Consider the following 12006-nt stretch of genomic DNA (forward strand, 5'->3'; position numbering starts at 1 on the left):
TTTCATATACGGACGTGCTTTCTTTAAGTTTCAAATTACGGGTGAAATTTGTTTTTTTTGGCGGCCCATTGTTTCTGAAGCCAGTTTTTTTTATAAAGATAAGCGATCAATTCCATCCACAGCTTAGGAAGCTTTTGCGGAAAACGGCTTTTTTTGTAAATGGTTTGATAGGCTGTTTTTAAATCATCCCACTGTCTGCATTCTTTCGTCTGCAAAAACCTGGCGACATCGATGACTTTGATTGTCCCAGCCGGCGTCAGTATCAGGTTTCGGAGGTGGATATCGGATGGATTCAACCCTTTCCGCTTCGCATCGTTCAATGCGCGGTCGACCTCGAAGATCATGTCATCATCAATCGGAATGCCTTTGTTTAAACACTCATAAAAAGTGTATCCTTTTATATACTCCATTAAAATATATGATGGCCCTGTTTCATATATATCAGGATAATAATTCGAATCAGAAAGCTTTTTGTAAATCTCCGCTTCCCTTGCGGCGATGTTCTTAAATTCGGGAAAAAAGACTTTAAGAGCCATTTCCCTGCCCTCTTCAGTCAGCTTAAAAACGTATGCGCTCCTGCCTTTCCCGATCAACTCTAAGTCATCGGGTTTTTGGATAAGTTTATTGAACTTTTTTTTCGTATTATACTTTACGGCCTCTGCATAGGTTTGCGCCTTTTTCACGCTGAACTCACCTTCTTTTTAAGGGCTTGTCAAACGAAAAACTCTCTATAATGTTGTTTATACATGAGAACGGGCGGTTTTGCACCTTAAATGCTTTTGAGTTCTTCGTATTGGTTTGAAAATGTAACATTCGTAAACCGGTTGTCATCTCATTGCTTTTTTAGATTAATTTTTAAAAGCGTTGGTCAAACTATGGATATGATCGTTAAGGCAAAAAAGAAGGTGATATTGATGAACAGCCAAAGCAAGTTCAAAATCGGTTTAGTGCTTATTGGAAGTCTGCTGGCCGCGCTCAGCTTTCACCTGGAAGCCCTGGCCGAAAAGCCGGCTAAAGTTCAAATCCAGCTTGAAAAGGTTTATCTGGACGGGGACGTTGGAATCGAAAATAAAGTAGAGGCCGCTCGAACACTGGAAGACTTTAAAGCTGCTTATAAAGGGTGGCAGCTCATCGATCAGAAAAAGGGGTTTATTCTGTTTCGCAAACAGGTGGACGACATTTCTCCCCTTAGCAAAACAAACGGTTATATCGGAGTGACGGAAGACGGCGTGATTTCGACTTTTCACGGCCGCCCGGGCATATTATCAGAGCCGATTCAATCGTTTTTTCAGATTGATATAAAGCGCCTGGAAAGCCGGATGGCGGATGATTTGCGCAAAGGGATCCCATACCGCACGAAAAAGGAATTTGAACATGTCATTGAAGCCGTAAAATCATCCGGAAGCCAACATCATGTAAAAGATATGAAGACATGACGCTGTTATGTCTTTTTTCAGCTGCGGACAGAAGCCATTTTTAGCGAACATATGTTAACTTTTTCATTCTAGCTTTGCCTGTTTTGTGTTACAATGAAGAGCAGTCAAAGAGGTGAATGAACGTTGATCGAATTCGTAAAAGGGACGATTGATTATGTATCGCCCCAATATATTGTCATTGAAAACGGCGGGATCGGCTATCAGATCTTTGCGCCAAATCCGTTTATTTATAAGAAAAACAGCAACGAAACAATCTATACATACCATTATGTAAGAGAAGATACGAATGCGCTGTACGGCTTTTCGACAAGGGAAGAAAAAATGCTGTTTACGAAAATGCTGAATGTTACGGGAATCGGCCCGAAAGGTGCGCTTGCGATCCTTGCTTCCGGCGATCCGGGAGCGGTGATTGAAGCGATCGAGAATGAGGATGAAGCGTTTCTCGTCAAGTTCCCCGGCGTAGGCAAAAAAACGGCAAGGCAGATCATCCTTGATCTGAAAGGGAAGCTTGCGGACGCCGTTCCTGACATCGCGGCCGATCTGTTTAACCATGAAGAGCGGGAGCAAATTCATGAAGCGGAAACGGCTCTTGAGGAGGCGCTTGAAGCATTAAGAGCGCTCGGCTATTCCGACCGGGAAATTAAAAAAGTCCAGCCTCATTTGAAAAAGGAAGAGGCGCTTTCGACGGATCAATACGTTAAAAAAGCATTGCAAAAATTGTTAAAGTAAGGTGATATCATGGATGAGCGGCTTGTATCAAGTGAACTAGACAACCATGAATCAGCGATTGAGCAAAGTCTGCGTCCGCAAAGACTGGCTCAGTATATCGGCCAGGAAAAAGTGAAAGACAACCTCAAGGTTTTCATCGAAGCTGCGAAAATGCGGGAGGAAACGCTTGACCATGTCTTGTTGTACGGGCCGCCGGGATTGGGAAAAACGACGCTCGCCGCGATCATCGCCAACGAAATGGGAGTCAATCTCAGAACGACGTCAGGTCCGGCGATCGAGCGCCCCGGCGATTTGGCGGCAATATTAACGGCTCTGGAGCCAGGCGACGTTTTATTTATTGACGAGATCCACCGTCTGCACCGTTCGATCGAAGAGGTGCTGTATCCTGCGATGGAAGATTTCTGCCTTGATATCGTGATCGGCAAAGGGCCGTCGGCGCGTTCTGTGAGGCTCGATCTTCCTCCTTTTACCCTTGTCGGCGCGACCACAAGGGTCGGGCTTTTAACCGCGCCTCTCAGGGACAGGTTCGGCGTTCTGTCAAGGCTTGAGTATTACACGCGTGACGAGCTTTCGGAAATCGTGATCAGAACGGCGGAGCTGTTTGAGGTCGACATCGATTCGCTCTCGGCTCTCGAAATCGCAAGACGGTCAAGAGGGACGCCGCGGATTGCCAACAGGCTTTTGAGGAGGGTCAGGGATTTTGCCCAGGTGCTTGGAAACAGCTCCATCACGGAGGAAGTGGCAGTTGATGCGCTTGAACGCCTCCAGGTTGATAAACTCGGGCTTGATCATATCGACCGCAAGCTTTTGATGGGCATGATCGAAAAATTTGGCGGCGGTCCCGTCGGAATCGATACGATTTCGGCTACCATCGGTGAGGAGTCTCACACGATTGAGGATGTGTATGAGCCGTATCTTCTTCAAATCGGTTTTATTCAAAGAACGCCGCGGGGGCGCATCGTAACCCCTGATGTATACAGCCACTTTAAAATGGAGGTTCCGAACCGTGACTGAATTTCCAAAGATTTTAATGGTGCTGGGCGCCGTCATTTTTGGCATCGGTTTATTCATGCAAGTCATCGGCAGGCTTCCCGGCGATATTTTTGTGAAAAAGGGAAACGTGACATTTTTCTTTCCGGTTGTTACATGCATTGTCATCAGCATCATTCTGTCCGTGGTGTTTTCGATCTTCGGACGAATGAAATGACTCTGACATTCAAGTCTATAGATAGAGTAAGGTGAAAAAAGATGAAAGTAGAATTATTCGATTTTGACTTGCCTGAACGCCTTATCGCACAGGTTCCTTTAAAAGAGCGGGATGCGTCCAGGCTGATGGTGCTGGATAAAAAAACAGGAGAAATCACTCACAGCACGTTTAAGCATGTGATTGATTTTTTGAACGCGGGCGATTGCATCGTGCTGAACGATACGAGGGTGCTGCCGGCCCGCTTGTACGGAGTCAAGGAAGAGACGGGCGCAAAGGTTGAAGTTCTTCTGTTAAAACAGGAGGAAGGGGACGTATGGGAAACGCTTGTCAAGCCCGCAAAGCGGGTCAAGCGCGGAACCGTTCTTTCGTTTGGAGACGGCCGTCTAACGGCGGTCTGCACAGAAGAGCTCGAGCACGGCGGAAGAAAAATTGAATTCCGCTATGAAGGAATTTTTTACGAGGTGCTCGAATCGCTCGGCGAAATGCCTCTGCCTCCTTATATTAAAGAGCAGCTCGATGACAGGGAGCGCTATCAGACGGTTTACTCAAAGAAACAAGGATCGGCGGCTGCGCCGACGGCCGGGCTGCATTTTACTGAAGAGATTCTCGATGCGCTCAGGAAAAAAGGCGTGCATATTGCGTTTATTACCCTTCATGTCGGACTTGGGACATTCCGGCCTGTCAGTGCGGAAAATGTAGAGGAACACGACATGCATGCCGAGTTTTATGAAATGTCGGAAGAAACGGCAGCATTGTTAAACCGCGTCAGACAGGAAGGCGGAAAGATTATTTCCGTCGGCACGACATCGACGAGGACGCTTGAGACCATCGCTTCCGAACATGACGGCCGCTTCCGGGAAGCGAGAGGCTGGACATCGATTTTTATTTATCCAGGCTACACATTCCGGGCGATAGACGGGATGATTACCAATTTTCATCTTCCGAAATCGTCCCTCATTATGCTTGTCAGCGCGCTCGCAGGCAGAGAGCATGTGCTGTCCGCCTACCGGACCGCAGTGGAACACGAATACCGCTTCTTCAGCTTCGGAGATGCCATGTTGATCAAATAAAATACAAAAAGATTGGAGGGCTCATAATTTGTCGCAGCAACCGATACGCTATGAGTTCATAAAAGCATGTAAACAAACAGGAGCAAGGCTGGGAAGGGTGCACACCCCGCACGGCTCATTTGAAACGCCGGTGTTTATGCCTGTAGGAACGCTCGCCACCGTTAAAACGATGGCGCCGGAAGAGCTGAAAGAAATGGGTGCAGGCATTATTTTAAGCAATACGTACCACCTTTGGCTGAGACCGGGCCATGACATCGTCAAAGAGGCGGGGGGCCTTCATCAGTTTATGAATTGGGACCGCGCCATCTTGACGGATTCAGGCGGCTTTCAGGTGTTTTCCCTGAGCGAGTTCCGCAAAATCGAAGAGGAAGGCGTACATTTCCGCAATCATTTAAACGGAGACAAGCTGTTTTTATCTCCTGAAAAAGCGATGGAAATCCAAAACGCCCTCGGATCAGATATTATGATGGCGTTTGACGAATGCCCGCCGTACCCGGCAGAGTACGATTATATGAAGAGGTCTGTTGAACGGACGAGCCGCTGGGCGGAAAGGTGCCTGAAAGCTCACAAGCGCCCTGACGAGCAAGGGCTTTTCGGAATCGTTCAAGGCGGCGAGTACGAAAACTTGAGAAAACAAAGTGCGAAAGACTTGATTTCATTGGATTTCCCGGGATATGCTATAGGTGGACTATCCGTCGGAGAGCCGAAAGACGTGATGAACCGTGTGCTGGAGTTTACAACTCCGCTGCTTCCTGCGGATAAACCGCGCTATTTAATGGGGGTCGGCTCGCCGGACTCACTGATTGACGGAGCCATCCGCGGAGTGGATATGTTTGATTGCGTGCTGCCGACAAGGATAGCGAGAAACGGTACGCTCATGACGAGCGAAGGGCGCCTCGTCGTCAAAAATGCCAAATATGAAAGAGATTTCAGACCGATCGACGAGCAGTGCGACTGCTATACGTGCCGCAATTACTCGCGCGCTTATATCAGACATTTAATCCGCTGTAACGAAACGTTTGGAATTCGTTTAACTTCTTATCATAATCTTCATTTTCTGTTAAAATTAATGGGGCAAGTGAGAGATGCCATTCGTGAAGATCGTTTAGGTGATTTCCGGGAAGAGTTTTTTGAGCGCTACGGTTTTAATAAACCAAATGCTAAAAGTTTCTGACACATAAACGAAGAAAGCGATAAAGCCATTTGAAAGGGGTGAAAAAATAATGGAGATGCTTGGAACATTACTTCCGATTATTTTAATGTTTGCGGTTCTTTATTTCCTTTTGATCCGTCCGCAGCAAAAGCAGCAGAAGGCTGTCCGCCAAATGCAGGAGGAGCTGAAAAAAGGGGACAAGGTCGTAACGATCGGCGGCCTGCACGGTATCGTTGATTCAATTGACGAAAGCAAGGTTGTCATCAAAACAGGCGACAATACCCGTCTGACATTCGACCGCCGCGCGATCAGAGAGGCGTCAGCAGAATAGCCGAAAGGCTGATACATAAGCATCGGAAATCGGGCTGTCGCAGGACGTGAAGACGGCGCTTTAGCGCCGTTCCTTATATCCTGATGAAGCCGCAGTTGCTCCTGATGTGACATGGCATAAAAGAAGCCTTATGGGCACGAGGAAAGGGAGCGGTCATCCGCTCCCTTTTTGCTGTCATTATGCACGGCTCCCCTGCAGATTGACTCCGAAAATCCCGCCGAGCATGCTGACCCCCAAAAAACCGGAATGATAGAGGAGCTGCTTCAAATTGAAGGCTTCGCCAAAGCCGAGATATTGAAACAAAAGCACCGTAAGAGAGAAGCAAAGCGCTGTCAACCCTCCGCTCAGCCACCCTTTTTCCTTCGATTTGCCTCCCGCAATAAAACCGCCGATGAACAAGGTAATAAAAGAAATGGCGGTAATAAACCAGCTGAATGAACTTTCGGTTAATGATGTGAAGGTGAGGAGCAGCGAAATGAGCAGGCTTCCCGCGAACATCAAAGCGAAAATAACCGCCAAGCTGTATAAAATCCCTTTGCCGACTTGTTTTGGTTCGTTCATCACGATCCTCCTTTCAATATAGACGGGCTCGTCTTTTTAAATGTATTCTCTACGTTTGGCAAATAGACTAGCTCCCCCGACCTTTTATACATAAAAGCCTCAATTTAACAAAGGCTATGTTTATGATCATGATAGGCGGAAGGAGGCGGGCGGTAATGGATGAAATCTTAGCGCTTACGTTTCGGACGATCGTTTTGTACTTCATCATCTTTATTTTGTTTCGCTTGATGGGGAAGAGGGAAATCGGCGAGCTGAGCATATTGGATCTTGTCGTTTTTATCATGATGGCCGAAATCGCGGTTTTGGCCATTGAAAATCTCGATGACCACCTTCTCCATACGATCATTCCAATTCTCGTTTTGACGCTGATTCAGGTTATATTTGCATATTTGTCATTGAAAAATCAAAAAATCCGCCGGCTTCTCGATGGAAAACCGACGATTATTATAGACCGCGGAAAAATTGATGAACACGCCATGAGGACACAGCGCTATAATTACGATGATTTGATGACGCAGCTGAGAGATAAGAATGTGGAACGAATCGCGGATGTTTCATATGCGATTTTGGAGCCGACCGGGAAGCTTTCGGTATTTACAAAAGACGGGCCGAACAAAATGATCGAGCTCCCGTTGATTGTTGACGGAGTTGTTCAGAAAGAGGAATTGGAAAAAAATGGGAAAGATCGAGAGTGGCTTGAACAAAAGCTTGAAAAAAAAGGACACCGCGACCTTTCCAAAATTTCTTATTGCACATACAATAATGGTTCTTTTTTTATTGATATAAAGGATGAATTTAAACCTTAAAACGTAATCCTACGAAATCCAGCGGCCGAACAGCGGAAACCGCTGGATTTCTTCTTTTTTGACCAGCTTGAAGGCGACCAGAAGGAAGACGTAAAGACAGCTTGTAACCGCGACACACAAAAGCAGGCGCATCGGCTCGGACTGGTCTGAAAAAAGATGTTCTTTCATCAGCAGGCTGCTCCATCCCGATATTAAAATGACGCCGAAGGATACGATATATTCTTTCAGATTGATGCTGATGGGAAGCACTTTGCTGACGGTTGCGGCGTGCAGAAGGGTGACGAGGATGATCCCTGTCAAAATCGCCAGCGCAGCTCCCATAATGCCAAGCGAAGGCCGTGAAGCGAGAACAAAAATGAGACCTGTTTTCACAACGGCACCGACAAGGCTGTTCATCATTGCCGCGCCGGCCAGATTTAAAGCCTGCAGAACGGCCTGCAGCGGACCTTGAAAATAGTAAAACAAAAAGAATGGAGCCATGATTTTCACATAAATCGCGGCATTTGACGACCCGTACATCACGCTGACCAGCTCATCCGCGTACGAAAACAAAATGACCGCCGATATGCCGCCGCTTAAAAGACAAAGCCTCATCGCCTGCTCAAGCCTGTATTCCACAACCTGCATTTTTTTCTGTTCGATTCCTTCGCTGATGGCGGGAACGAGCGCCGTAGACAGCGAATATGTGATAAAACTCGGGAGGGTGAGAAGCGTCAGGGCAAAGCCGGTCAACTCTCCGTACTGGCTCGTTGCGGCGGAAGCGGCGACTCCTGCTATCGCAAGGCTTTGCGCTACGACAATCGGCTCAAAAAACCATGACAGGTTGCCGATAAAACGGCTGCCCGTCGTTGGGAGCGAAACGCTCATCAGCTCGAAAAACGTGGTCCGCCCAGATTTCAGCGATTGGAAAAAACGTTTTCTGATGCGGATTTTCTTTTTGTATTTAAAGGCGACGAACAAATAAAGAAGTGAAGCCAACTCGCCAAACACGGATGACAGCATCGCGCCCGCTGCGGCATATTCGATGCCGAGCGGAAGGAATGCCGTCGTGCATACGGCGACCAGCGATATCCGGACAATTTGTTCGAGAACCTGGGACACGGCAAGCGGCCTCATATTCTGCTTCCCTTGAAAATAGCCTCTCAGCACGCTGGAAACGGCAATGATCGGAACGACCGGCGTAACTGCCAAAAGCGGATAAAGCGTTCTTTTGTCTGTGAGCAGCGTGTCGGCCATCAGCGGGGCGTAAATGAGAAACACCGGAGTAATGACGGCGCTAAGCGTCCCGGTAATCGCAAGAGACATCACTAAAATCTGCTTTGTCTTTCTGTGGTCTCCGCGCGCTTCCGCTTCAGCGACCAGCTTGCTGATGGCGACCGGAAGGCCGAACTGGGTGAGGGTGACCGCCAGAAAAAAAGTCGGAGCCGCCATCATGTAAAGCCCGACGCCTTCACCTCCGATGAACCTTGCGATGACAATCCGGTTGATAAAGCCGAGCATTCTCGTAATCAAACCTGCCGCTATTAAAATGAGCGTTCCTTTTAAAAACGTCTGCTTCGTCATTTCTAGAGTCCCCTGCCTTCTCAAACAACCTTTAATCATATACAATAAGATATGCGCATACATCGTCCAAGCATGACAAGTCTCTCTGAAAAAATGTGAAAGGAGCGTGGCTTTGGCATGGGCAAACATCCGGCTGATCTGTACAAGGACCATTTAAAACCTTTTCTTCACAGCAAGACGGAAGAGTTCAGGATACTCGGGTATGACGATATTGAAATAGAGGAATTGTGGTCATACTTATTGAATAAGAAATGGAAGAAGCGGAAGGATGTTCAAATTCACCAGCTCGCCGGTGATATTTTATCTGTGAAAATTGGCGAATTTATGAACTATGCAACCGTAGAATCGTTTAAAACGTCTAATATACTCGACAGCAAAGAAGGGCAGGATATGCTCGATGAGCTGCTGAGGTAGACGTTGATTTTGGTTGATTTAAGGAGGAAATACATAATGAAAAAAGGACGCTTGATTGCGTTTTTCCTTACCGTTCTCTTGATCGGTACGGGACTGGGAATGTTCACGAAGCCGGCTGCAGACAACATCAGCCTCGGCCTTGACCTTCAGGGCGGCTTTGAGGTTCTGTATGAAGTCCAGCCTGCCAAACAGGGCGACAAAATTGACAGGGACGCCCTCATCAGCACGGTTGAAGCGCTGAACCGCCGGGCGAATGTATTGGGCGTCAGCGAGCCGAACATTCAAATCGAAGGAAACAACCGGATCAGGGTTCAGCTTGCCGGCGTCGACAACCAGAACAGGGCGCGGGAAATCTTATCCACGCAGGCTCAGCTTACGTTCAGGGATACGAATGACAAAGAGCTTTTGAACGGTTCGGATCTTGTCGAAAACGGCGCCAAACAGTCGTTCAAGCAGGACACGAATGAGCCGATCGTGACGATCAAGCTGAAGGATGCCGATAAATTCGGCGAAGTGACGAAAAAAGTGCTTGATATGAAGCCGAACAACCAGCTTGTCATCTGGCTTGATTACAAAAAAGGCGACTCCTTTAAAAAGGAATCGCAAAAAGCGGATCATAAATACATCTCCGCTCCGAATGTCAGCCAGGTGCTGAACACGTCAGACGTGATGATTGAAGGAAACTTTACGATTCAGGAAGCAAAAGATATGGCGAGCATTTTAAATGCGGGCGCTCTTCCTGTCAAACTCGTTGAAAAGTATTCGACATCCGTCGGCGCGCAGTTTGGGGAGCAGGCTTTGAATGATACCGTATTTGCGGGTATCGTCGGTATTGCTATTATTTTCTTATTTATGCTTCTTTACTATCGTTTGCCTGGTTTTATCGCGGTCATTACGCTTTCGGTCTACATCTACATTACACTGCAGATCTTTGACTGGATGAATGCGGTTCTGACCCTTCCGGGGATCGCGGCTCTTATATTGGGTGTCGGGATGGCGGTTGACGCCAACATCATTACGTACGAACGTATAAAAGAAGAGCTGAAGCTCGGCAAATCGGTCCGCTCGGCTTTCAGATCGGGAAACAGAAGATCATTTGCAACGATCTTTGATGCCAACATTACGACGATGCTTGCCGGAATCGTGCTTTTCATATTTGGTACGAGCTCTGTCAAAGGCTTCGCGACCATGCTGATCCTGTCCATTTTGACAAGCTTTATTACAGCTGTCTTCCTGTCGCGCTTCCTGCTCGGCCTGCTGGTCGAAAGCCGCTGGCTTGACCGGAAAAAAGGCTGGTTTGGAGTGCGCAGAAAAGACATCCTGGACATCAGCAAGACAGACGAAAATACTGAGCCTCCGACTCCGTTTGCCAAATGGGATTTCGTCGGCAAGCGTAAATGGTTCTTCGCATTTTCCGGGATCATTTTGGCTGCTGGAATTGTCATTCTGCTTGTGTTCAGGCTGAACCTCGGCATCGATTTCTCCAGCGGATCAAGAATCGAAGTGCAAAGCGACCACAAGCTGACGAGCGAAGAGCTGAAAAAAGATTTTGAAGAGGTCGGGCTGACAGCCGATTCGATCGTTCTTTCGGGAGATGATCAGAAACACGGCGTCGCCAGATTTGTCGGTGTTCCGGATCAGAAAAAAATTGCCGAAGTGAAGGATTATTTTAAAGGCAAATACGGCACGGAACCGAACGTCAGCACAGTATCACCGACCGTCGGAAAAGAGCTGGCGAGAAACGCTCTCTATGCGGTGGCCATCGCGGCTCTCGGGATCATCTTGTATGTTTCGATCCGCTTTGAATATAAGATGGCGATTGCGGCGATCGCTTCGTTGCTGTACGATGCATTCTTCATCATTGCGGTCTTCAGCATTACAAGGCTCGAGGTGGATATTACGTTTATCGCAGCCGTGCTGACGATTATCGGTTATTCGATCAACGATACGATCGTAACGTTTGACAGAATCAGGGAACAGGTGAAAAAGCGCAAGCCGAAGAGCTTCAGCGATCTATCGCATATTGTGAATCTGAGCTTGCAGCAAACGTTCACGCGTTCGATTAATACGGTGCTGACCGTCGTCATTGTGGTCATTGCCCTCCTCATTTTTGGCGCAGCATCGATTACGAACTTCTCTGTCGCGCTGTTAATCGGGCTGTTGAGCGGCGTGTATTCATCGCTCTACATCGCAGCTCAAGTATGGCTTGTCTGGAAAGGGCGCGACCTGAAAAAGCCGAAGCGCAAGCCTGCAGGAGAATAAATCGTGGACTGCCCGCACTGCCGGGCGGTCTTTTTTGGTTTGAAGAGAAAAAAGTTGGTTTTGGCGGCTTTCTATCGATCTTCTTTTTGTTTAAAATGGGAGCAGAGCGGGAAAATAACGCTAGAAAACGACGCGAATGGAGAGAGTAACTTATGAACAAACAATGGACGTTAATCGCTGCACTTATTTTTACATTAATTGTTGCTGTTTTCGCGGTCATTAATGTTGAACCGGTGAAGGTTGATTTTCTTTTTGGAACGGCAGAATGGCCCCTGATCCTGGTCATTTTGGTCTCGGTATTGATGGGGGCGCTTATTATCGGCTCGGCCGGCGCTTTCCAGATTATGCGGCTGAAAAAAGAGCTGAAGGAGCTCAAGAGAGAAGAACGGGTAAAGCATCCTGAACTTGAAGCCGAATCGGCGGCGCCCGAAAATCAGAAAGACTAGAAAGATTGCGCGAAATAAATTGAATCCC

14 protein-coding genes are annotated in these 12006 nt (G+C 47.6%); 11 read left to right on the top strand and 3 right to left on the bottom strand.

Annotated elements, in window-relative coordinates:
- Nucleotides 1-35: 35 nt before the first annotated feature.
- Nucleotides 36-683 carry a protein kinase family protein gene (locus MST20_RS13545; RefSeq protein ID WP_243942842.1) on the bottom strand — a complete coding sequence of 216 codons (648 nt, stop codon included), beginning with the start codon at nt 681-683 and terminating at the stop codon, nt 36-38.
- A 231-nt stretch (nt 684-914) separates the two neighbouring features.
- Between MST20_RS13545 and MST20_RS13550 the strand changes: the two genes are divergently transcribed.
- The 7 genes from MST20_RS13550 (at nt 915) to yajC (ending at nt 5926) form a co-directional block, all read left to right on the top strand.
- A complete protein-coding gene (locus MST20_RS13550) occupies nt 915-1436 on the top strand; it encodes an intercompartmental signaling factor BofC (protein ID WP_243942844.1) in 522 nt (173 codons plus the stop codon).
- Nucleotides 1437-1559: 123 nt separating this feature from the next.
- Nucleotides 1560-2165, top strand: a complete 606-nt coding sequence (gene ruvA, locus MST20_RS13555) for a Holliday junction branch migration protein RuvA (protein ID WP_020452423.1) — start codon at nt 1560-1562, stop codon at nt 2163-2165.
- Between the two features lie 9 nt (nt 2166-2174).
- Nucleotides 2175-3179 (top strand): Holliday junction branch migration DNA helicase RuvB, encoded by a 1005-nt coding sequence (ruvB, locus tag MST20_RS13560; RefSeq protein ID WP_145652810.1) that lies wholly within the window; start codon nt 2175-2177, stop codon nt 3177-3179.
- Entirely contained in the window at nt 3172-3372 is a 201-nt protein-coding gene (locus tag MST20_RS13565; RefSeq protein ID WP_145652808.1) for a DUF2905 domain-containing protein, read from the top strand. The genes ruvB and MST20_RS13565 overlap by 8 nt, the downstream gene beginning before the upstream one ends.
- A gap of 41 nt (nt 3373-3413) precedes the next feature.
- Nucleotides 3414-4442 (top strand): tRNA preQ1(34) S-adenosylmethionine ribosyltransferase-isomerase QueA, encoded by a 1029-nt coding sequence (gene queA / locus MST20_RS13570; RefSeq protein ID WP_020452420.1) that lies wholly within the window; start codon nt 3414-3416, stop codon nt 4440-4442.
- Nucleotides 4443-4470: 28 nt separating this feature from the next.
- Nucleotides 4471-5616, top strand: coding sequence for a tRNA guanosine(34) transglycosylase Tgt (gene tgt, locus MST20_RS13575; RefSeq protein ID WP_025811052.1), 1146 nt, complete (start codon nt 4471-4473; stop codon nt 5614-5616).
- Nucleotides 5617-5662: 46 nt separating this feature from the next.
- On the top strand, nt 5663-5926 hold the full coding sequence (gene yajC, locus MST20_RS13580) for a preprotein translocase subunit YajC (protein WP_085959518.1): 264 nt from the start codon (nt 5663-5665) through the stop codon (nt 5924-5926).
- A gap of 177 nt (nt 5927-6103) precedes the next feature.
- Here yajC and MST20_RS13585 read toward each other — a convergent pair whose 3' ends face one another.
- Complete coding sequence (locus MST20_RS13585; RefSeq protein WP_025811053.1) at nt 6104-6487, bottom strand: TIGR04086 family membrane protein; 384 nt, start codon at nt 6485-6487, stop codon at nt 6104-6106.
- Nucleotides 6488-6642: 155 nt separating this feature from the next.
- Here MST20_RS13585 and MST20_RS13590 point away from each other — a divergent pair, with 155 nt between their 5' ends.
- Nucleotides 6643-7293 carry a DUF421 domain-containing protein gene (locus MST20_RS13590; protein WP_243942846.1) on the top strand — a complete coding sequence of 217 codons (651 nt, stop codon included), beginning with the start codon at nt 6643-6645 and terminating at the stop codon, nt 7291-7293.
- Nucleotides 7294-7302: 9 nt separating this feature from the next.
- On the opposite strand, the gene spoVB is transcribed toward MST20_RS13590, so the two are convergent.
- Nucleotides 7303-8856, bottom strand: a complete 1554-nt coding sequence (gene spoVB / locus MST20_RS13595) for a stage V sporulation protein B (RefSeq protein WP_243942848.1) — start codon at nt 8854-8856, stop codon at nt 7303-7305.
- Nucleotides 8857-8973: 117 nt separating this feature from the next.
- Here spoVB and MST20_RS13600 point away from each other — a divergent pair, with 117 nt between their 5' ends.
- From MST20_RS13600 to MST20_RS13610, 3 genes are all read left to right on the top strand, one after another.
- Nucleotides 8974-9270, top strand: a complete 297-nt coding sequence (locus MST20_RS13600; RefSeq protein WP_025811056.1) for a post-transcriptional regulator — start codon at nt 8974-8976, stop codon at nt 9268-9270.
- Nucleotides 9271-9306: 36 nt separating this feature from the next.
- The gene (gene secDF / locus MST20_RS13605; protein ID WP_165427693.1) at nt 9307-11532 is read left to right on the top strand and encodes a protein translocase subunit SecDF; all 2226 of its coding nucleotides are present in this window, start codon (nt 9307-9309) and stop codon (nt 11530-11532) included.
- Between the two features lie 152 nt (nt 11533-11684).
- Complete coding sequence (locus tag MST20_RS13610) at nt 11685-11978, top strand: LapA family protein (protein WP_243942850.1); 294 nt, start codon at nt 11685-11687, stop codon at nt 11976-11978.
- Nucleotides 11979-12006 lie beyond the last annotated feature (28 nt).

Origin of the sequence: Bacillus sp. B19-2 (assembly GCF_022832475.1) — a bacterium.
GTDB lineage: Bacteria > Bacillota > Bacilli > Bacillales > Bacillaceae > Bacillus > Bacillus paralicheniformis.

Bases quoted from the DNA above. Each gene is read 5' to 3' on its own strand.
- MST20_RS13585 (WP_025811053.1), bottom strand. From the start codon at position 6,487: ATGAACGAACCAAAACAAGTCGGCAAAGGGATTTTATACAGCTTGGCG.
- spoVB (WP_243942848.1), bottom strand. From the start codon at position 8,856: ATGACGAAGCAGACGTTTTTAAAAGGAACGCTCATTTTAATAGCGGCA.
- secDF (WP_165427693.1), top strand. From the start codon at position 9,307: ATGAAAAAAGGACGCTTGATTGCGTTTTTCCTTACCGTTCTCTTGATC.
- queA (WP_020452420.1), top strand. From the start codon at position 3,414: ATGAAAGTAGAATTATTCGATTTTGACTTGCCTGAACGCCTTATCGCA.
- MST20_RS13600 (WP_025811056.1), top strand. From the start codon at position 8,974: ATGGGCAAACATCCGGCTGATCTGTACAAGGACCATTTAAAACCTTTT.
- MST20_RS13590 (WP_243942846.1), top strand. From the start codon at position 6,643: ATGGATGAAATCTTAGCGCTTACGTTTCGGACGATCGTTTTGTACTTC.
- MST20_RS13610 (WP_243942850.1), top strand. From the start codon at position 11,685: ATGAACAAACAATGGACGTTAATCGCTGCACTTATTTTTACATTAATT.
- ruvB (WP_145652810.1), top strand. From the start codon at position 2,175: ATGGATGAGCGGCTTGTATCAAGTGAACTAGACAACCATGAATCAGCG.
- MST20_RS13550 (WP_243942844.1), top strand. From the start codon at position 915: ATGAACAGCCAAAGCAAGTTCAAAATCGGTTTAGTGCTTATTGGAAGT.